15 protein-coding genes and 1 pseudogene are annotated in these 20288 nt (G+C 63.5%); 13 read left to right on the forward strand and 3 right to left on the reverse strand.

What is annotated here, in order from left to right:
* Positions 1-2 precede the first annotated feature (2 nt).
* The 6 genes from O7A05_RS22590 (at position 3) to ftsH (ending at position 8089) form a co-directional block, all read left to right on the forward strand.
* Entirely contained in the window at positions 3-1157 is a 1155-nt protein-coding gene (locus O7A05_RS22590; protein ID WP_337095157.1) for an energy transducer TonB family protein, read from the forward strand.
* 40 nt (positions 1158-1197) lie between these two features.
* Positions 1198-2511 (forward strand): Tol-Pal system beta propeller repeat protein TolB, encoded by a 1314-nt coding sequence (tolB, locus tag O7A05_RS22595; protein WP_224583655.1) that lies wholly within the window; start codon positions 1198-1200, stop codon positions 2509-2511.
* A gap of 288 nt (positions 2512-2799) precedes the next feature.
* Complete coding sequence (gene pal / locus O7A05_RS22600; protein ID WP_337095158.1) at positions 2800-3306, forward strand: peptidoglycan-associated lipoprotein Pal; 507 nt, start codon at positions 2800-2802, stop codon at positions 3304-3306.
* Positions 3307-3517: 211 nt separating this feature from the next.
* Positions 3518-4681, forward strand: a complete 1164-nt coding sequence (gene ybgF, locus O7A05_RS22605; protein WP_337095159.1) for a tol-pal system protein YbgF — start codon at positions 3518-3520, stop codon at positions 4679-4681.
* Positions 4675-6051, forward strand: a complete 1377-nt coding sequence (gene tilS / locus O7A05_RS22610; RefSeq protein WP_415927042.1) for a tRNA lysidine(34) synthetase TilS — start codon at positions 4675-4677, stop codon at positions 6049-6051. Before ybgF ends, tilS begins: the two co-directional genes overlap by 7 nt.
* A 103-nt stretch (positions 6052-6154) precedes the next feature.
* A complete protein-coding gene (ftsH, locus tag O7A05_RS22615; RefSeq protein WP_337095160.1) occupies positions 6155-8089 on the forward strand; it encodes an ATP-dependent zinc metalloprotease FtsH in 1935 nt (644 codons plus the stop codon).
* A 197-nt stretch (positions 8090-8286) separates the two neighbouring features.
* Here the strand turns inward: ftsH and O7A05_RS22620 are convergent, their stop codons facing one another.
* A complete protein-coding gene (locus O7A05_RS22620; protein ID WP_337095161.1) occupies positions 8287-8745 on the reverse strand; it encodes a hypothetical protein in 459 nt (152 codons plus the stop codon).
* A gap of 242 nt (positions 8746-8987) precedes the next feature.
* Complete coding sequence (locus O7A05_RS22625; RefSeq protein WP_337095162.1) at positions 8988-9860, reverse strand: hypothetical protein; 873 nt, start codon at positions 9858-9860, stop codon at positions 8988-8990.
* A 321-nt stretch (positions 9861-10181) separates the two neighbouring features.
* On the opposite strand from O7A05_RS22625, the gene glmM reads away from it, so the two are divergent.
* The 5 genes from glmM to serA all read left to right on the forward strand — a co-directional run bounded on the left by glmM (position 10182) and on the right by serA (position 16580).
* Positions 10182-11534: a phosphoglucosamine mutase gene (gene glmM / locus O7A05_RS22630; RefSeq protein ID WP_337095163.1), complete on the forward strand. Its 1353-nt coding sequence runs from the start codon at positions 10182-10184 to the stop codon at positions 11532-11534.
* Between the two features lie 219 nt (positions 11535-11753).
* Positions 11754-12569 carry an outer membrane protein gene (locus O7A05_RS22635; RefSeq protein WP_337095164.1) on the forward strand — a complete coding sequence of 272 codons (816 nt, stop codon included), beginning with the start codon at positions 11754-11756 and terminating at the stop codon, positions 12567-12569.
* 202 nt (positions 12570-12771) lie between these two features.
* Entirely contained in the window at positions 12772-13545 is a 774-nt protein-coding gene (locus tag O7A05_RS22640) for an outer membrane protein (protein WP_337095165.1), read from the forward strand.
* A 193-nt stretch (positions 13546-13738) separates the two neighbouring features.
* Positions 13739-14914 carry a phosphoserine transaminase gene (locus O7A05_RS22645; RefSeq protein ID WP_337095166.1) on the forward strand — a complete coding sequence of 392 codons (1176 nt, stop codon included), beginning with the start codon at positions 13739-13741 and terminating at the stop codon, positions 14912-14914.
* A 64-nt stretch (positions 14915-14978) separates the two neighbouring features.
* Positions 14979-16580 (forward strand): phosphoglycerate dehydrogenase, encoded by a 1602-nt coding sequence (gene serA, locus O7A05_RS22650; RefSeq protein ID WP_337095167.1) that lies wholly within the window; start codon positions 14979-14981, stop codon positions 16578-16580.
* Between the two features lie 106 nt (positions 16581-16686).
* On the opposite strand, the gene O7A05_RS22655 is transcribed toward serA, so the two are convergent.
* A complete protein-coding gene (locus tag O7A05_RS22655) occupies positions 16687-17586 on the reverse strand; it encodes a DMT family transporter (RefSeq protein WP_337095168.1) in 900 nt (299 codons plus the stop codon).
* A 247-nt stretch (positions 17587-17833) separates the two neighbouring features.
* Here O7A05_RS22655 and O7A05_RS22660 point away from each other — a divergent pair, with 247 nt between their 5' ends.
* Both O7A05_RS22660 and O7A05_RS22665 read left to right on the forward strand, forming a co-directional pair.
* Positions 17834-19132, forward strand: coding sequence for an adenylosuccinate synthase (locus tag O7A05_RS22660; protein ID WP_337095169.1), 1299 nt, complete (start codon positions 17834-17836; stop codon positions 19130-19132).
* 69 nt (positions 19133-19201) lie between these two features.
* Positions 19202-20288, forward strand: a pseudogene (locus O7A05_RS22665) (hypothetical protein); the annotation flags it as partial.

The following is a 20288-nucleotide window of genomic DNA, read 5'->3' on the forward strand; positions in this document are numbered from 1 at the left end:
AAATGCGGACCGGTCTCACCTCTTCGGTGATCTTGCATGCGGTGGCGCTGGCCTTCGGGCTGTTCACGCTGTCGTCGCCGCCGGCCATGCCTGCCTCCGACGTGGAGTCGGTGGCAGTCGACATCGTGCCGATGGAAGCCGTGGCACAGACGCTGCAGGGCGACAAGAAGGCGGTCATGCATGACAAGCCGGCGCCTGTTCCGACCAAGCGCCCGGATGTCGTTCCCAACGCGCAGAAGGTCGGGGAGAATACCGTCGACACCGACAAGCCGGTGACGGACGAAGCCAAGCCGAAGCCGGTCGACAAGACCGCGGCGCCGCCGCCCGCGCCGACGCCGACCGAGAAGCCCGCGGTCGAGGACGTGCCGAAGCCGCAGGAGAAGCCGAAGCCGACGCCTGCGACGGAAGTCGCGCCGACGCCGACGCCTAAGGAAGAAGTCAAGCCCGAGCCGGTCAAGCAGACGGAGCCGAAGCCGACGCCGGCCAAGGAACCGACGCTCGCGCCGCAGCCGGACAAGACCGCGGCCATCCAAAAGGAAGAGGTCAAGCCCGACGCGGTGGCCGAGGCGATCTCGCAGGATCAGCCGGCGGAAGAAGCAAAGCTTCCGGATTCGGCGCCGGCGCCGGAAGCGCGGCCGAAGCCGCAGCCGGCGCAGGCCGAGAGCGCCAAGGCGCCCGATCGCAAGGACGCCGAAAAGCCGGTAAAGGAAGCGTCTTCCAAGAAGAAATCGGACGAGAAGCAGTTCAACGCCGACGAGATAACGGCTCTGCTCGACAAGCAGAAGCCGTCCGGCGGCGGCGCCAAGCGCTCTACCCAGCAGGCCTCGCTCGGCGGCGAAAAGGATCAGGGCCAGAAGCTCTCCAGGTCGGAGCAAGGGGCGCTGGAGGATCAGCTCGGTGGTTGCTGGACCCTTCCGGTCGGCCTCGAAGGCTCGGAGAATTTCACCGTGGTGATCCGTTTCAACCTGAATGCCTTCGGCAAGCTGGAGGGCCGCCCAATCGTCGAGAAGTCCAGCGGCAACCCCCAATTCGACGCCAGCGCGATTCGCGCCGTGCAGAAATGCGATGTCGCCGGGCTGCAGGTTCCCGCCGGAAAGCAAGACATCTGGTCCGACATTCGCGTCAACTTCGATCCGAGAGCGATGCTTGGCCTGTAGCCTGAGCGTCCAAAAAAATCAGCAAGAGAAGCGAGAAGACATGAAATCCATCCTCAAGCCGCTCCTGATGGTCGCCGCGATGGCGATGGGCATAAGTTCTGTCGCCACCTTGCCTGCCCAGGCAACTCTCGAGCTGAACGTCAACAAAGGCAATGTCGAGCCGATGCCGATCGCCATCCCTGACTTCCAGGGAGGGCTTGGCCCGCAGATATCGGAGATCGTCGCAGCCGATCTGAAACGGTCAGGACTGTTCGCGCCGATCGACAAGGCCGCCTTTGTCGAAAAGATCTCCAATCCGGATGCCACGCCCCGTTTCGACGACTGGAAGGTCATCAACGCGCAGGCGCTGGTCACCGGCAGCGTGAGCAAGGAGGCGGATGGCCGCATCCGCGCCCAGTACCGACTGTGGGATATTTTCGGCAACCAGCAGCTGGCCGGCGAGCAGTTTTTCGCCAATGACGCCAATCAACGCCGCGTCGCGCACATCATCGCCGATGCGATCTATGAGAAGATCACCGGCGAAAAAGGCTACTTCGATACCCGCGTCGTCTTCGTCGACGAATCCGGGGCAAAGAACGCGCGCAAGAAGCGCCTCGCCATCATGGACCAGGACGGCGCCAATGTGCGCTATCTGTCGGACGGCCGCTCGATCGTGCTGACGCCGCGTTTCTCGCCGAACCGGCAGGAAATCACCTATATGTCCTATGAGAGCGGACAGCCGAAGGTCTATCTGCTGCAGATCGAGACCGGCCAGCGCGAGCTGGTCGGCAATTTCCCGGGCATGACGTTCGCGCCGCGCTTTTCGCCCGACGGCCAGAAGGTGATCATGAGCCTGCTGCGCGACGACGGCAACTCCAACATCTTCGCCATGGACCTTAGGAGCCGCTCGACGACGCGGCTGACCGACTCCACCGCGATCGACACCTCGCCCTCCTATTCGCCGGACGGCTCGCAGATCGTCTTCACCTCCGACCGCGGCGGCGGCAGCGGCCGCTCGCAGATCTATGTCATGGGCGCGGACGGCTCCAATCCGCACCGCATCTCCTTCGGCGACGGCGTCTATTCGACGCCGGTCTGGTCGCCGCGCGGCGACCTCATCGCCTTCACCAAGCAGAGCGGCGGTGAATTCCAGATCGGCGTCATGAAGACCGACGGCTCGGGCGAGCGCATCCTGTCCTCCGGCTTCCAGCAGGAGGGGCCGACCTGGGCGCCGAACGGCCGCGTCTTGATGTTCTTCCGCGATTCCGCAGGCGGACCCAAGCTGGTCTCGGTCGATCTGACCGGCCGCAACGAGCAGCAGATTCCGACCGCGAACTACGCTTCCGACCCGGCTTGGTCGCCGTTGCTGGAATGAGCGACCGGGACTGGGGAATTGAAGAACCTGGGGAATTGAAGAAACTGAAGAATTGAAGAAATGACGAAAGCGGGCGGCTCAAGATCCGCTTTCCCCCGTGGTCGCGTTTTGGCCGCATTTCTGCCTAGGGTCCGCGCGCAGTCTTACCCTTTGTAAATGCGTGGGACGAGAAGGGCCGCGGACGGCGGCTCGAAAACCAAACATTAACCGTGTTTCTTGAATGCCGGTTAACCCAAACGTGGTTACTGGGTGATCAACGAAATCACTCATATGCGAAGGAGAGGCGGCATGAGCCGTATCGCAGCACTTACCAGAAACCCGGCGATGATTGCGCTGGTGGCGGCTCTCGCCATCACCGGTTGCGCCTCGAAGAAGACCCCCAACAGCGCGGCCGATCTCGGCCTCAACGGCGCCGGCGCTGCGACGCCGGGTTCGGCGCGGGACTTCACCGTCAACATCGGCGACCGCATCTTCTTCGACACCGATTCCTCGTCGATCCGCGCAGATGCGCAGACCACGCTGTCGCGTCAGGCGCAGTGGCTCAACCAGTATCGTCAGTACGCGATCGTCATCGAAGGCCATGCCGACGAGCGCGGCACGCGTGAGTACAATCTGGCGCTGGGCGCCCGTCGCGCCGCCGCCACGCGCGACTTCCTGGTCTCCAAGGGCGTCTCCGCCGGCCGCCTGAAGACGATCTCCTACGGCAAGGAGCGTCCGGTCGCGGTCTGCGACGACATCTCCTGCTGGTCGCAGAACCGCCGCGCCGTCACCACGCTTTCCGGCGCCGGCTCCTAAGAGCCAGGTCCTGCGGCGTCGCGTCGACGCGGGCGACAAAAATACAACATACCGGACATGAAAGGCGGCCTCAGGGCCGCCTTTTTCATTTGCAACAAACCGAAACAAAATTTGGCCGAAGTCTCGCGTCCTGCTATGAGCGCGAGGGCGCTTCCTCCCCTTGTTTGATTTGGAAAGGCGCATCAGGCCAACACCCACCGCGAGAGACAGAATGCACTTCAGAACGGTCCTGAGCGGCACGCTTGCGCTGCTGCTCGTATCAAGCCTTCCAAGCCTTGCAGCGCCGGCCGACAGCGCCGGGCAGGCTTCCGACGGCGGATTCACCTTCCATCTGCCGACACTCGGCATCTTCGGCGACAAGAAGAAGCCGGAGCAGGCGCAGATCGCGCAGGATAGCAGCGGTGGTGTGACTGGTCTGGAAGACCAACTGCGCCAGCTGAACGGCAAGATCGAGGAGATGAATTTCCAGATCCTGCAGATGCAGGAACAGATCCGCAAGCAGCAGGAAGACAACGAGTTCCGCTTCCAGCAGCTTGAGGGCGGTTCGCAGGGCGGCGCCAAGCCGGCCGGACAGAAGAAGTCGGAGGCCGCGCCCCAGGACGGAAATAGCAACGGCAACACCAATCTCGGCGATGCCGGCACCGGGAATTCCGGCACCGGCGACGCCGGAACCGACAACAGCGTCGCCCAAGCCCCGGCGACGCAGGCGCCGGCCGGCACCGGCGGGCAAAATGGCGGCGACAAGACAGTCGGCGATGTCATCGTGGAATCGCAAACCGGCGATCCCGGCAAGCTGATCACCGGTGCGCCGCCGAAGGATTTCGGCACCATCACCGTCGACAAGAACGGCAACGTCGTCAATGCCGAGACCGATTCGCACGCCAGCGCGCCGGCGCAAGCTCCGGCGGCCACGGCAGGCGCTCCTTCCGCCGAGACCCCGGCCAGGAAGAACAAAGCCGGCGGCACGGAAGTCGCGGCCCTGCCGTCGACCAACAATCCCGACGAGCTCTACCGCAATTCCTACCAGTTCATCCTGTCAGGCGATTACCCGACCGCCGAGCAGGGTTTTCGCGACCATATTTCGCGCTTCCCCAAGGACGCCAAGGCAGCGGATGCGCACTACTGGCTGGGCGAGTCGCTGCTCGGTCAGCAGAAATACCGTGATGCGGCGGAAGTCTTCCTCGCCGCCAGCAAGGACTATCCGAAGGCCAAGAAGGCGCCCGACATGCTGCTCAAGCTCGGCGTTTCGCTGGTAGGCCTGAAGCAGAACGACGTCGCCTGCGCCACCTTCAACGAGATCGGCAAGCGCTATCCCGACGTTTCGGGCACGCTCAAGGAGCGCATCAAGCAGGAAAAGGCACTGGCGGCGTGCTGACGCCCGATACCAAAGCTAATTTTTCACACGGCCTTTTCTCAGACCTAGACTTTTCGAGCGGCGCCGTTGCGGCCGTATCCGGCGGCAGCGACTCGACCGCCCTTCTTCTTCTCCTCAAGGATCACTTCGACCGGACCGCATCCGGCGCCAGGCTGCTTGCGGTGACGATCGATCACGGCTTGAGGCCGGACTCGGCCATCGAGGCGCAGCAGGTTGCCAATTTCTGCGCCGAGCGCGGCATCGCGCATCGCATTCTCGCCTGGCACGGCGACAAGCCTGCGACCGGGCTGCCGGCCGCCGCGCGCGAAGCGCGCTACAGGCTGCTTGCGGAAGCCGCCGGCGCCCAAGACATCAAGCTGATCCTGACCGGCCATACCGCCGACGACCAGGCCGAGACGGTGCTGATGCGACAGGCGCGCGACGATGACGGCCGCGGTCTCGCCGGCATGGCGCCCGCTACGCTGCACGACTGGCGGACATGGATCGTCCGGCCGCTGCTCGGCACAAGGCGCGCGGCGCTGCGCGAGATGCTGCAGGCTCGCGACATCGGTTGGATCGAGGACCCGACCAATATCGATATCCGCTTCGAGCGGCCGCGCGTGCGGGCGAAGCTCGCGCAAGGTGAAGGCGAGCGGCGCATCGCGGAAGCGCTGGCACGCTCGCAGCAGGCGGCTTTCGCGCGCCAGGACATCGGTCGCCGCGCCGCCATGCTCATCGACGCCTTTGCCGACAGACCAAGTCCGGGCCTCATCCGCCTTAATCGCGATTTCGCGGGTCATGAGGATGGCGAGGCCACCATCTATGCGTTGCGCATCCTTTTGGCCGCCGTCGGCGGCATGTCATTCCTCGCCGATGAGGCGCGCTGCGCTGCGCTGCTTTCGCGTCTGCGGTCGGGCTCGCTTTGCGCTACATTGTCGCGGACAGTGGTCGACGCGCGCCGAACCGGCATTTTCCTTCGCCGCGAAAACCGCAACCTGCCCGCCCCCACGCCGCCGGTGGACAACCTGCTCTGGGACAATCGCTGCCGCATCACTTTCAAAGACGGGCCGGGCGATTTGGTGATCGCGCCGCTGGGGTCCGCCGCGGCCAGGCAAGCGCCCTTGAGCGAGGATATTCCACAAAGCCTCTCACGCGCAGCGCTGGCTGCGGAGCCTTCGTTGTGGTCCGGCGGCGTATCCCTTGGTTTTGCGGGCAGCAATGCGGGCCTGCTGCCGGTCTCGGCCGTTCCGGCGGTGGCACCTTTCGCGCGCTTCCTGCCGTCCTTCGACATCGAGCCAGCCGCCGCCACCGCTGCGCTTATGGGTGCGCCGCCGTTGCCGGCGCCGCCATTCCACGGCCATGATGGTGGGCGAGGGTGGGCGAAAGCTTAACCGATACGTGCTGTTCTGCTTGGCAAGGGGGGGCGCTCTCCCTATGTTAGGCCGAGCTTCTCCATTATCGCGGGCCCGCAGGCGGGCCCCAACGGGACAATAGATGAATCCGAATTATCGCAACCTCGCGCTCTGGGCGATCATAGCGGTCCTGCTCATCGCCCTGTTCAATCTGTTCCAGACGCCCCAGACGCGCGGTGCCACGACGGATATCGCCTATTCGCAGTTCCTGCAGGATGTCGCCTCCGGCCGGGTCAAGAGCGTGACCATCGCCGGCGCCCGCATCTTCGGCAACTACACGGACAACGCCAACGGCTTCCAGACCTATTCGCCTGGCGACCCGTCGCTGGTCTCCAGGCTGCAGGACAAGAACGTCACCATCACCGCCAAGCCCGAAACCGACGGCTCCAATTCGCTGTTCGGCTACCTGATCTCGTGGCTGCCGATGATCCTGATCCTCGGTGTGTGGATATTCTTCATGCGCCAGATGCAATCCGGTTCCGGAAGAGCGATGGGCTTCGGGAAGTCGAAGGCCAAGCTTCTGACGGAGGCGCATGGCCGCGTCACCTTCCAGGACGTCGCCGGTGTCGACGAGGCCAAGGAAGATCTGGAAGAGATCGTCGAGTTCTTGCGCGATCCGCAGAAGTTCCAGCGCCTTGGCGGCAAGATCCCGCGCGGCGTGCTGCTGGTCGGCCCGCCCGGCACCGGCAAGACGCTGCTCGCCCGCTCGGTCGCGGGTGAAGCCAATGTGCCGTTCTTCACCATTTCCGGCTCGGACTTCGTCGAGATGTTCGTCGGCGTCGGCGCAAGCCGCGTGCGCGACATGTTCGACCAGGCCAAGAAGAACGCGCCCTGCATCATCTTCATCGACGAAATCGACGCCGTCGGCCGCCATCGCGGCGCCGGCCTCGGCGGCGGCAATGACGAGCGCGAGCAGACGCTGAACCAGCTGCTGGTTGAGATGGACGGCTTCGAGTCCAACGAGTCGATCATCCTGATCGCCGCCACCAACCGCCCTGACGTGCTCGATCCGGCGCTGCTGAGGCCCGGCCGTTTCGACCGCCAGGTCGTGGTGCCGAACCCCGACATCGTCGGCCGCGAGAAGATCCTCAAGGTGCATGTGCGCAACGTGCCGCTGGCGCCCAATGTCGATCTCAAGGTCATCGCGCGCGGCACGCCCGGCTTCTCCGGCGCCGACCTGATGAACCTCGTCAACGAATCCGCGCTGATGGCGGCGCGCCGCAACAAGCGGCTCGTCACCATGGCCGAGTTCGAGGACGCCAAGGACAAGATCATGATGGGCGCCGAGCGCCGCTCCTCGGCGATGACGCAGGCCGAGAAGGAGCTGACCGCCTATCACGAGGCCGGCCACGCCATCCTGGCGCTCAACGTGCCGACGGCCGATCCGCTGCACAAGGCGACCATCATCCCGCGCGGCCGCGCGCTCGGCATGGTCATGCAGCTGCCCGAAGGCGACCGCTATTCGATGAGCTACAAGTATATGATCTCCAGGCTGGCGATCATGATGGGCGGCCGCGTCGCCGAGGAGTTCAAATTCGGCAAGGAGAACATCACGTCGGGCGCCTCCTCCGACATCGAGCAAGCGACCAAGCTGGCGCGCGCCATGGTCACGCGCTGGGGTTTCTCCGACAAGCTTGGCCATGTCGCCTATGGCGACAACCAAGAAGAGGTCTTCCTCGGCCATTCGGTGGCGCGCCAGCAGAACATCTCGGAAGAGACGGCGCAGATCATCGACGCCGAGGTGCGGCGGCTGATCGACGACGCCTATTCGACCGCGAAGTCGGTGCTCACCAAGAAGAAGAAGGACTGGATCGCGCTTGCCGAAGGGCTGCTTGAGTATGAGACGCTGTCCGGCGAAGAGATCAAGCAGCTGATTGCCGGGCACAAGCCCGCTCGAGGCCTTGGCGACGACACGCCGCCCAGCCGCGGGTCGGCCGTGCCGAAGGCCGGCACGGGCGGCCGCCGCAAGAAAGGCCCCGAGCCCGAAGGCGGCATGGAACCGCAGCCGTCAAGCTGAGGTTGGTGCGCGAAAGACTTCGAGAAACGCCGCGGCTTGCTCCGCGGCGTTTTTGTTTGGGCATTGAGACAAGGCAAGGCTTCCCTCGTCCTGGCGCGTAGATATCGCCCAACAGCAGATCCCCAGATACGCCCGAGGATGATGGCTCAACGTCTGCGGGAAAAACGGTGAACCGCTTTATCCGCCGTATTTGATTTTTATGATTCAGCTTTCAGCCGCGCATTGCAGAGGCTGTAGTAACCGCCGCCCTTCTGGATCCAGCGAAGGCCGTTCAACGTACCCGCTTCCTTGTTGTCGTGGTAACCCTGCAGGCAGGTCTTCATCCGGGCCTTAGCGGGCTTTTCGGTCTTGAACTCGGCGGCGAGGGTGGTTGGGAATGTCAGGCCCGCCGGCGCTACCGTGGGGGCGACCGCCGCGCTGGTTTCCGCTTTCTGCTGCTCCGCGGATGTGACCGGATCCGCGCTGACGCTCTCCGTGGCGGACGTCGCGCATTTCTCCTTGCGGAAAGCGGCCCAGTCCATGCCGTTCAGAGTGCCGCCTTCCTTGGCCGCCCGATAGGTCTCGCCGCATTCCTTCATCGTCAGCGCGCTCGCAGGTGAGGCGTTCCAAGCGACCAATGCCGTCACAGTCAACGCCGCCAATTTCAAACTGAACATTGAGACCCTCCTGATTGATCATAAGTTCGACATCTTTTTGTATACTGTTTGTTCCCTATATGTTCAACCGGAATCTTTTGCGGGCTCCCGACAAACCTGGCGGTGGGCAGTGTGGGCAAATCGACGATGCCGACAGTCCCGCCATATGCAGATGCGAGCAAGGCCGCAGGCGTCTTCGCCTGCAACAAAAGGCCCGCGCATCTTGCGACGCGCGGGCCTTTTCCCTTCGAATAATTAGGCGATCAGCTCTTCAGCTTGGCGTTGCAGAGGCTATAGAAGCCGCCGCCTTTCTGGATCCACTTCAGGCCGTTCAGCGTGTTGGCATCCTTGTTGGCATAGTACTGCTCGAGGCAGGTATGCATGCGGGCCTTGGCCGGGGTCTCGTTGGCGAATTTCGGCGAGATGGCGGCCGGGAAAGTGACGCCCTTCGGAGCGGTCACAGTCGGCTTGGCCGGTTCCTTCGTGAAAGTCGCCTCAGTCGGAGCCGGCACGGTGTCGTCATCGTCGGCACCTGCGCCGCATTCGGCCTTGCGGAAGTCGTTCCACTTCATACCGTTCAGCTTGTTGGCGGTCTTCGCAGCCTGGTACTTGGTGCTGCACTCGGCCATGGTCAGGCCCTTGCCGCCATCGGCAGCGGCGGTCGAGGTCTTGGTCGTCGTGGCGGTTTCGGTGGCGGGGGCGGTGGCAGCCGCGGCGGTTGCGCCAGGGCCGCACTCGGCCTTGCGGAAGTCGTTCCACTTCATACCGTTGAGCGTGCCGGCGGATTTTGCGGCTTGGTACTTGGTGCTGCACTCCTTGGCGCTCAAGCCCTTGGCTGCGTCGTCGGCAGCGGCGGCCGTCTTTGCCTTCTTGGTAGTCGTCTTGGTGTCGGCGGCCTTCGTATCGGTCGCCGTCTTGGCATCGGTGGCCGCCTTGGTGTCAGTCGCGGCGGAAGCATCGCTGCCGCACTGCGCCTTGCGGAACTGGTTCCAGGTCTGGCCGGCGAGCGTTCCCGCATCCTTGGCCGCGTTATACTTGGTGCTGCACTCGGCCATGGTCAGCGCGTTGGCGGGCGCCGCCAGGAACAAGGTTGCGACGGCGATACCCGTCAAAGCTGCAAGTCTATGAATAAGCATGGCGTTTTCTCCCTTGCTGCCGCCAATAAGTGTCCCTATGCCAAATCAATAGCTCTCAATGCCCGGTTGCGCCAGATGCTTCCGCGTCGGTACGCTCACAAAGTGTGTTGCTCCTGATAAGGTATGAATTGCTTGCCGGAGTGGTGCCAGCCAAGGTTTGCCGGTGGATAGGACACTGAAATGCCTCGCGCGGGCACTTGCGCCGCCCGCGACAATGTTTTTCTAAGGATTGGTAATATACAATCACGAAATTTGATGATCGGATGCGGCCCAATTGTGGCAATACGGGCGGCTGAAAAACCGACGGGGACTGTAAGGCACATGGCAGGTCAGTATTTCGGCACAGACGGTATCCGCGGTCGCGCCAACAAATTTCCGATGACGGCAGAGGTCGCCATGCGCGTCGGCATGGCCGCCGGGCTCTCGTTCCAGCGCGGCAATCATCGTCACCGCGTCGTGCTCGGCAAGGACACACGGCTTTCCGGCTACATGATCGAGAATGCCATGGTCGCAGGACTGTGCGCAGCCGGGATGGACGTGTTCCTGCTCGGACCTATTCCGACACCGGCGGTCGCCATGCTGGTGCGCTCGCTGCGCGCCGACATTGGCGTGATGATCTCGGCCTCGCACAATCCTTATTACGACAACGGCATCAAACTGTTCGGTCCCGACGGCTACAAGCTTTCAGACGAGATCGAGGAGCGCATCGAGAGCATGCTCGACAAGGACATCGAACTGGCGCTCGCCGATTCCGACGGGCTCGGCCGCGCCAAGCGCGTCGACGGCGTGCATGACCGCTATATCGAATTCGCCAAGCGCACGCTGCCGCGCTCGATGTCGCTTTCGGGTCTGAGGATCGTCGTCGACTGCGCGAACGGCGCGTCCTACAAGGTGGCCCCCGAGGCGCTGTGGGAACTCGGCGCCGAGGTGGTGGCGATCAATGTCGAGCCGAACGGCTTCAACATCAACAAGGAGTGCGGCTCAACCCATCCGGCCGGCCTGCAGAAGAAGGTGCACGAAGTGCGCGCCGACATCGGCATCGCGCTCGACGGCGACGCCGACCGCGTGGTTATCGTCGACGAGAACGGAGCGATCGTCGACGGCGACCAGATCATGGCGCTAATCGCCGAATCCTGGCACCAGAGCGGACGGCTGGCCGGTGGCGGCGTCGTCTCCACCGTGATGTCCAATCTCGGCCTGGAGCGCTTCCTCGGCGACATGAAGCTGCAGCTCCATCGCACCAAGGTCGGCGACCGCTATGTGGTCGAGCATATGCGCGCGCATGGGCTCAATGTCGGCGGCGAGCAGTCGGGCCACATCGTGCTTTCCGATTTCTCGACCACCGGCGACGGCCTGGTCTCCGCCTTGCAGGTGCTGGCCTGCATTAAGCGGCAGAACCGCCCGGTCAGCGAGCTGTCGAAGAAGTTCGAGCCGGTGCCGCAGCTTCTGAAGAATGTCCGCATCTCCGGCGGCAAGCCGCTGGAGGAGGCGCCGGTCAAGGCGGCGATCGAGGAAGGACGCAACCGGCTTGGTACGTCCGGCCGACTCGTCATCCGGCCCTCGGGAACCGAGCCGCTCATCCGCGTCATGGCCGAGGGCGACGATCCGCAACTGGTCGAAGCGGTCGTCAACGACATCGTAGAAATCCTCCAGGAAACCCGCAGCGCCGCCTGAACGCGGTCGCGCAGTTTCTCTAAATCCGCAAGCCCGCCGCCAGGCGGGCTTTTTCGTCGCCGGGCGGGCCGTTCGGACAACGGCCTTCCCTCTAAGATTGTATAGATTCGTGGTTAATCGGTACGGTTAAACGGCTTTTAACCTTTGCAATTCATTATCCAAACCCGAGGTCAATCATCTTCGGGCGATGTCGTCCCGAGGCGTCTTAGGGGTGACAGAATGTTCAAGACAGCAAGAATGGCATTGCTTGCCGCGCTGTTCGCGGGGATAGCCGGGCCGGCTCTCGCCGCCGATCTCGCGGAGCCGCAAATCGAAGAAGCTCCGCCGCCGGTGGTCGAACAGCAGCCGATTGATGTCGGCGGCTGGTATATCCGTGGCGACATTGACTATCACAAGTCGACTTTGCGTGGCATAGACTACATTACGTACGGACCGCCGCCCGGCACCAACGATTTCGATTTCGGCAAGCTGAAGGGTGGCTTCTCGCTTGGCGGCGGTGTCGGCTACAAGGTCAACGACTACTTCCGTACCGATCTGACTGCTGACTATTGGTTCAAGTCGAACTTCAACGGCCAGACCTCGGACCTCACCACGACATCAACCGAAGTATCGAGGATGAGCGCCCTGCTGCTGCTCGCCAATGCCTATGTCGATATTGGCACCTGGCACGGCATCACCCCCTATGTCGGCGCCGGCATCGGCGGCGCGCACATCAAGTGGGACACGGTCCACGATCCGAATACCACCGAGACCAATCCGGGTTCCTCCAACTGGCGCTTCGCCTACGCTCTCATGGCGGGCGCTTCTTACTGCCTGACCGACAGGGTGATCCTCGATGCAGGCTACCGCTTCACCCACATCCAGGGCGGCCGCATGTTCGAGTTCGATTCGACCAGCTCCGGGCCGGGGTTCGATCATGGCATCAACACGCATGAGGTGCGCGGCGGCCTGCGCTACCAGTTCAGCGGCAACAATGGCTGCGCCGCACCGGTGGTCGCCTATCAGCCGGAACCGGAACCGATCTACACCAAGTAATCGCTTCCTGAATCCTGGAATTTCAAAGCCGCCCGGCGCCAGCCGGGCGGCTTTCGTTTATGCGTCGTCGATAAATATCGATCGAAATCAATTCGGTAACTCCCTGTTATCCTTAACCGCCACTTAACCACTATGGTTAACAATAGGTCCTTGAAACGGCGCTCGCGTTCGCGGCTGGCGCCAATTTCAGGAGCCGGGGACCATGATATCCAGATCGCGTATCGCGTCAGCGCTTGCCGCAATCATCCTGTTGCCGATGACGCCGGCGCTCGCGGCCGACTACGATCCGCCTATCTATGTCGACCAGGCGCCGGACTACCAGCCGGTCGAGGTCGGCTCGGGCTGGTATCTGCGCGGCGATGTTTCCTATCTCGCGCGGAAGAGCTTCAAAAACGGAGATTTCACCTTCCCGTCGACGATCAACAACGAAAGCTTCAGCGAGAGCCAGGACGCCTACTTCGCGAGCATCGGCTTCGGATATCACTTCAATGATTACCTTCGCGCCGATCTCAACCTCGGCTATCTGCCCGGCAACAAAGCCAGCTTCAGCTATGATGATACAGGGACCGCAACGCCGTCGGCCGTGGGGTTCGGAAACCTGAAGAACTATGCGATCTCAGGCATACTCAACGGCTATGTCGATCTTGGCACATATGTAGGCATCACGCCTTACGTTGGCGCTGGCATCGGCGTTGTTCGCAGCACGCGCAAGCTTTCGGCCAGTTACACCGATATCAATGACTCCGCCAATAACTTCACCGTCGAGGATAATAAATCTCGGTACTCTCTCGCCTATACGTTGAATGCTGGCCTTGCCTACCAGGTGTCCAAGAACGTGCTCGTCGACCTGGGGTATCAGTATTTCTCCGCCCCCGATGCGGAATACGTTACCGCCGCAAGCCTTACCTCCTTCCCTGTCCACAAAGGCATCAGCAATCATCAGGTCAAGCTCGGGCTGCGTTACGATCTCTGGTGAGCGACGCAGCCGGAGAAGTTTCGGCGGGGTCCTGAAGGCCCCGCCGTTTTTCTTTCGGCTCGGGCATCAGTCGGAACGAATATCCCGGCAGCGACAAAAACTTTCCCCTTGACGCCGAAAGGCTGAGCGCATATCGCCGTCCGTGGGCCACCCCTCCCCAACGAGGGGCCACTATCTGGAAGGATAGACCACGATGACGACGCTTACCAAGCCCGGACTCCGTCCGGCAAACCCCAATTTCTCCTCAGGTCCCTGCGCAAAACGCCCCGGCTGGTCGGCCGAGGCGCTGAAAGCCGCCGCGCTCGGACGCTCCCACCGCGCCAAGATCGGCAAGGCGAAGCTCGAACAGGCGATCGAGCTGACGCGCGACATCCTCAAGGTTCCCGCCGGCTATCGCATCGGCATCGTGCCGGCGTCGGACACGGGCGCGGTCGAGATGGCGCTCTGGTCGCTGCTCGGGGAGCGCGGCGTCGACATGGTCGCCTGGGAAAGCTTCGGCTCCGGCTGGGTAACGGATGTGGTCAAGCAGCTCAAGCTCGCCGATGTGCGCAAGTTCGAGGCCGGCTACGGCCAACTGCCCGGCCTGGCGCAGGTCGATTTCGACCGCGACGTGGTCTTCACCTGGAACGGCACGACCTCGGGCGTGCGCGTGCCGAACGGCGATTTCATTCCGGCGAACCGCAAGGGTCTGACTATCTGCGACGCCACCTCGGCGGCGTTCGCGCAGCGGCTCGATTTCGAAAAGCTCGATGTGGTCACCTTCTCCTGGCAGAAGGTGCTGGGCGGCGAGGGCGCGCATGGCATGCTGATCCTGTCGCCCCGCGCCGTCGAGCGGCTGGAGACCTACAAGCCGGCCTGGCCGCTGCCGAAAATCTTCCGCCTCACCTCGGGCGGCAAGCTGATCGAGGGCATCTTCAAGGGCGAGACCATCAACACGCCGTCGATGCTGTGCGTGGAGGATTATCTCGATGCTCTTCAGTGGGCGAAGTCGATCGGCGGCCTGGAAGCGTTGATCGCCCGTGCGGACGCCAATGCCGCCGTGCTCGACCGGTTTGTTGAGAAGTCGACGTGGCTCGGCCATCTCGCCGTCGAGCCGGCAACGCGCTCGAACACGTCCGTGTGCCTGTCCTTCACCGATCCTGACGTGGCGGCGCTCGATGCCGACGGCCAGGCGGCCTTCGCCAAGGGGATCGTGTCGGCGCTCGACAAGGAAGGCGTCGCCTACGACATCGGCTCATATCGCGATGCCCCGCCCGGCCTGCGCATCTGGTGCGGCGCCACCGTCAAGACCTCCGATCTCGAAGCGCTGATGCCTTGGCTCGACTGGGCCTTCGCCGCGCAGAAGGCGTCGCTCAAGGCAGCGGCCTGAGTTTCATGGTGGCCCGCGGGCCACCATTTCCCGATACATCCATTCCCACGTCAAGGAGGCCGCAATGGCGCCCCGCGTTCTCGTTTCGGATAAACTTTCCACCACCGCCGTGCAGATCTTCAAGGATCGCGGCATCGACGTCGACTATCTGCCCGATCTCGGCAAAGACAAGGAAAAGCTGCTCGAGGTGATCGGCCAATATGATGGCCTCGCCATCCGCTCGGCGACCAAGGTCACCGAGAAGCTGATCAATGCCGCCGGCAAGCTCAAGGTCGTCGGCCGCGCCGGTATCGGCGTCGATAATGTCGATATCCCGGCTGCCAGCCGCAAGGGCATCATCGTGATGAACACGCCCTTCGGCAATTCGATCACCACGGCCGAACATGCGGTAGCGATGATCTTCGCGCTGGCGCGGCAGATACCGGAAGCCAATGCCTCGACCCATTCCGGTAAGTGGGAGAAAAACCGCTTCATGGGCGTCGAGATCACCGGCAAGACGCTGGGCGTGATCGGCTGCGGCAATATCGGCTCGATCGTCGCCACACGCGGCGTCGGCCTGAAGATGCATGTGATTGCCTTCGACCCGTTCCTGTCGGACAGTCGCGCGGAGGAACTCGGCGTCGAGAAGGTCGAGCTCGACGAGCTCTTTCACCGCGCCGACTTCATCACGCTGCATACGCCGCTGACCGACAAGACGCGCAACATCATCGACGCGGCGGCGATCGCCAAGATGAAGAACGGCGTGCGCATCATCAATTGCGCCCGCGGCGGGCTGGTCGTCGAGGCCGACCTCGTCGCGGCGCTGAAAAGCGGCAAGGTGGCGGGCGCCGGTGTAGACGTGTTCGAGATCGAGCCGGCGGAGAACAACCCGCTGTTCGGCATGGAGAATGTCGTGGCGACCCCGCATCTCGGCGCCTCGACCACCGAGGCGCAGGAGAATGTCGCGCTGCAGGTCGCCGAGCAGATGAGCGACTACCTCATCAAGGGCGCGGTCTCCAATGCCATCAACATGCCTTCGATCACGGCCGAGGAAGCGCCGCGGCTGAAGCCCTTCGTCAAGCTTGCCGAAGTGCTCGGCGCCTTTGTCGGCCAGGTCACCGAGGATCCGATCAAGGAGGTCGAGATCCTGTTCGACGGTTCGACCGCGACGATGAACACGCGCGCGCTGGTGAGTGCTGCCCTTGCCGGCCTTATTCGGCCGCAGGTTTCCGACGTCAACATGGTGTCGGCGCCGATCATGGTGAAGGAGCGCGGCATCATCGTCGCCGAAGTCAAGCGCGACAAGTCGGGCGTCTTCGACGGTTATATCAAGCTCACCGTCAAGACCGAGCACATAACGCGCTCGATCGCCGGCACCTGCTTCTCCGACCACAAGCCGCGCTTCATCCAGATCAAGGGCATCAACCTCGACGCCGAAGTCGGCCAGCACATGCTCTACACGACCAATGCCGACGCGCCGGGCATTATCGGCCTGCTCGGCACGGTGTGCGGCGAGAACGGCGTCAACATCGCCAACTTCCAGCTCGGCCGCAATCGTCCGGGCGGCGATGCGATCGCGCTGCTCTATCTCGATGCGCCGTTTCCCGAGACCGTGCTCGAGAAGGTGCGTGCGCACAAGTCGATCGACTCGGCGAAGCGGCTGCGCTTCGACGTCGGCGGCGAATAGTCCGATCCTCCAGCGCTCGACATCAAAACGCGCCGCCTGCGGCAGCAGGCTGGGCGTTGATGGGATAGCCGTCAACCGATCGCTGCTTGGCGCATGATTTGAGACATCATCCTGCCTGCAGCGCAGCGCGGCTGCCGCTGTATTCGGCAAGCGCAATGCCGCCGAGGACAAGCGCCAGCGCGAAAGCCTGATAGGCCTGAAACTGCTCGCCGACGATCAGCACCGAAAGCAGCGTGCCGAAGATCGGCACCAGGTTGATGAACAGACCGGCGCGGTTGGCGCCGATCATCTCGTTGCCCTTGATATAGAGAACCTGCGAGACGACCGAAGCGCCGAGCGCCGTGTAGAGCGTGAGCGCCCATCCACGCGCATCCGGCACGATGACGCGGCCAGCCACAACCTCCCAAATGAAGAAGGGCACTGACGTCAGCAGCGCGGCGATCGACAGCGCCAGCATGAAACTTTGCCAGCGGATTGCCGGCTTAAGGCGCAGCCCCACCGAATAGAGGCTGTAGCAAAGCACCGCGACGAGCATAATGGCATCGCCGAAGTTGAGGTCGAGCTTCAGCAACTGGCCGAGATTGCCATGGCTGGCAGTCAGCGCGACGCCGACGATGGTGAGCACGACGCCGACGATCTGCAGAGGCCGCACGCGCAACCTGAACAGCACGAAATTGGCAAGGATGATGACGATCGGGATGGCTGCCTGCTCGATCGAGACGTTGATGGCGGTCGTGTAGTTGAGCGCGGTGTAGAAGATGACGTTGAAGATGGTGAAGCCGCAAGCGCCGAGGCCGGCAATCAGCCTCCAGTGACTGCGCACTTCCGGCCAATCCTCGCGCAGCGTCCGCCAGCCGACGGGAAGCAGGATCAGCACGGCCATGACCCAGCGCAGGAACACCAGCGTCATCGGCGAGACATGGCCGACGGCAAGCTTGCCCGCCACCGAATTGCCGCCCCACAAGAGCATGGTCGACAGGAGCAACAGATAGGCGGCTCTGTGCATGGAGGATCCGGCCCTGCAGCGTATTCGAGGGTTCAGGCCGGCCTAGTGCGGCGGCGGCGACAAGTAAATGATGCGAAAGCCGGATTTTGTTGTGCCTGGACCAGATTGATGTTCGCCGACCTTCGCTTCGGGGATCATGCTCCAGGATGGTTTCGACGGCAAAGAAAGGGTCGCGCCGGCCGGCGCTTGACGCTATAGAGGCCTGTCGTTTTCAGGCCGCCCGCGCGGCATTTCAAGGGAAAAGAACATGGCCAATGTGGTGGTCGTCGGCTCGCAGTGGGGTGACGAAGGCAAGGGCAAGATCGTCGACTGGCTGTCGGAACGGGCCGATGTGGTCGTGCGCTTCCAGGGCGGCCACAATGCCGGCCACACGCTGGTCGTCGACGGCAAGGTCTACAAGCTGTCGCTGCTGCCATCAGGCGTGGTCAGGCAGGGCAAGCTTTCGATCATCGGCAATGGCGTGGTATTCGATCCGCATGCCTTCGTCGCCGAGGCCAAGAAGCTCAAGGAGCAGGGGGTGGAGGTCACGCCGGAGCGCCTGAAAATAGCCGAAAACACCGCGCTTATCCTGTCCTTGCATCGGGAGCTGGACGGATTCCGCGAAGACGCCGCCTCGAATTCCGGAACCAAGATTGGCACGACCCGCCGCGGCATCGGCCCCGCCTACGAGGACAAGGTGGGCCGGCGCGCGGTCCGGGTGATGGATTTGGCGGATTTGGAAACGCTCCCCTTGAAGGTCGACAGGCTGCTGACGCACCACAACGCGCTGCGCCGCGGGCTCGGCCATCCGGAAGCGACGCATGAGGCGATCATGCACGAGCTGACTTCGGTGGCCGCCGAAATCCTGCCTTACATGGACCGCGTCTGGAAAGTGCTCGACGATAGGCGTCGCGCCGGTGAGCGCATCCTGTTCGAGGGCGCGCAGGGCACGTTGCTCGACATCGACCACGGCACCTATCCCTTCGTCACCTCGTCCAATACGGTCGCGGGGCAGGCCGCCGCCGGTTCAGGCGTCGGCCCCGGCGTCATCGGCTACGTGCTCGGCATCACCAAGGCCTATACGACGCGCGTCGGCGAGGGGCCGTTCCCGACCGAGCAGAAGAACGAGATCGGCGAGTTCCTCGGCACCCGCGGCCACGAATTCGGCGTCGTCACCGGACGCAAGCGCCGCTGCGGCTGGTTCGACGCCGTGCTGGTGCGCCAGGCGGTCGCCGTCAACGGCATTAAGGGCATCGCGCTCACCAAGCTCGACGTGCTGGACGGGCTGGACGAGATCAAGGTCTGCACGGGCTACAGGCTCGACGGCGAGACGATCGATTACCTGCCGGCCAGCCAGGGCGCGCAAGCGCGGGTCGAGCCCATCTATGAGACGCTCGAAGGCTGGAAGGGAACCACGGCCGGTGCCAGAAGCTGGAACGATTTGCCGGCGCAAGCCGTCAAATATGTCCGCCATATCGAGGAGCTGATCGGCGCCCCGGTGGCGCTGCTCTCCACCAGCCCCGAGCGGGACGACACAATACTTGTGACCGACCCGTTTCAAGACTAGTTTCACAGCCCTTCCCGGCGCTATGGCTGATTTGCGGCCGGCGGGAAAAGAATGCAGGTCACTTGACGCATGGCAGATTTCGTTAGTGTTCTGAAAAAGCAGCTCGACAAGAAGGCGGACCCTTCGTTCGAGGTGCGCAAGCAGATATACGACGGTGCCCGCGCGGTGCTGTCGAAGAAGCTCGCCGAATATTCCCCGCCGCTTGCGCCCGATGTCGTCAGCAAGCAGAAGCGCTCGCTGGAAGACGCCATCTCCAGCGTCGAGCGCGACTATGTCAAACACGTTCCGGCCGAGGATCCGCTGGCGGAGCTGGAGCATATCTTCTCCTCCATCGACCGTAACAAGAATCAGCCCACCCACTTCCGCCAGCCGGCGGCGCCGGCGCCTGCCAAGCCGGATCCGTTCAAATCCGAACCGTTCAAGCCGGCGGCCCCGCCCGCCAGGACGGAGCCGAGCTGGCAAAGCGCGCCGAAGGCGGAGCCCGCGCCGCAGAACGCTGCGAAGGCCGAGCCGGCGTGGCAGAACACGGCAAGGACGGAGCCGAATTGGCAGGCCGCACCAAAAGCGGAGCCAGCGTGGCAGAAAGCCCCGCCACCGCCGATGCCTTCGCCGCGTGAAGACGATGTAGGCCTGGCGGGCTTAGACGATGCCGATGATGGCGGCGACGTCTTTGCCAATGACGAGCAGCCGGCGGCCGACACCTTCCAGCGCCTGCGGCCGCAGCCGCGGGAGCGCAAGCGCGGCTATGGCGGCTTGATCGCCGCCGTCATCGCGCTCCTGGTGCTGGCGGGCGGCGGCTACGGCGTATGGCTGAACAAGAATGCGTTCGGCTCGCTGTTCGGCCTTGGCGGCGGCAGCAAGACGGTCTCTACCGAGCCGCTGGCGAAGGCGGCTCCGGCCAAGCCCGCCACCGAAACGGCCGCGGCGCCGGCCCCGGCGGCTAGCAGCGAGCCAGCCGAGACGACCAAGTTTACGCAACGCCTGACGCCCGAGGGCAAGGAGACCGATCCCGGCCCCGCCGGCGGACAGCCCACGATCGGCGAAGGCGAATCCGTCGCGGCGCTGACGTCGCGGCCGCCGCCCGCCGCCGCAACGACGCCGGCGGCGACCCCGCCTGCTGCGGCCACGCAAACACCCGGGGCGCCTGCCGCGGGAG

Origin of the sequence: Mesorhizobium argentiipisi (SeqCode) (assembly GCF_037179585.1) — a bacterium.
In the GTDB taxonomy this organism is placed as follows: Bacteria; Pseudomonadota; Alphaproteobacteria; order Rhizobiales; family Rhizobiaceae; genus Mesorhizobium; species Mesorhizobium argentiipisi.

Coding starts and splice junctions, on each gene's coding strand:
- O7A05_RS22590 (WP_337095157.1), top strand. CDS start 3: ATGCGGACCGGTCTCACCTCTTCGGTGATCTTGCATGCGGTGGCGCTG.
- tolB (WP_224583655.1), top strand. CDS start 1,198: ATGAAATCCATCCTCAAGCCGCTCCTGATGGTCGCCGCGATGGCGATG.
- pal (WP_337095158.1), top strand. CDS start 2,800: ATGAGCCGTATCGCAGCACTTACCAGAAACCCGGCGATGATTGCGCTG.
- ybgF (WP_337095159.1), top strand. CDS start 3,518: ATGCACTTCAGAACGGTCCTGAGCGGCACGCTTGCGCTGCTGCTCGTA.
- ftsH (WP_337095160.1), top strand. CDS start 6,155: ATGAATCCGAATTATCGCAACCTCGCGCTCTGGGCGATCATAGCGGTC.
- O7A05_RS22620 (WP_337095161.1), bottom strand. CDS start 8,745: ATGTTCAGTTTGAAATTGGCGGCGTTGACTGTGACGGCATTGGTCGCT.
- O7A05_RS22625 (WP_337095162.1), bottom strand. CDS start 9,860: ATGCTTATTCATAGACTTGCAGCTTTGACGGGTATCGCCGTCGCAACC.
- glmM (WP_337095163.1), top strand. CDS start 10,182: ATGGCAGGTCAGTATTTCGGCACAGACGGTATCCGCGGTCGCGCCAAC.
- O7A05_RS22635 (WP_337095164.1), top strand. CDS start 11,754: ATGTTCAAGACAGCAAGAATGGCATTGCTTGCCGCGCTGTTCGCGGGG.
- O7A05_RS22640 (WP_337095165.1), top strand. CDS start 12,772: ATGATATCCAGATCGCGTATCGCGTCAGCGCTTGCCGCAATCATCCTG.
- O7A05_RS22645 (WP_337095166.1), top strand. CDS start 13,739: ATGACGACGCTTACCAAGCCCGGACTCCGTCCGGCAAACCCCAATTTC.
- serA (WP_337095167.1), top strand. CDS start 14,979: ATGGCGCCCCGCGTTCTCGTTTCGGATAAACTTTCCACCACCGCCGTG.
- O7A05_RS22655 (WP_337095168.1), bottom strand. CDS start 17,586: ATGCACAGAGCCGCCTATCTGTTGCTCCTGTCGACCATGCTCTTGTGG.
- O7A05_RS22660 (WP_337095169.1), top strand. CDS start 17,834: ATGGCCAATGTGGTGGTCGTCGGCTCGCAGTGGGGTGACGAAGGCAAG.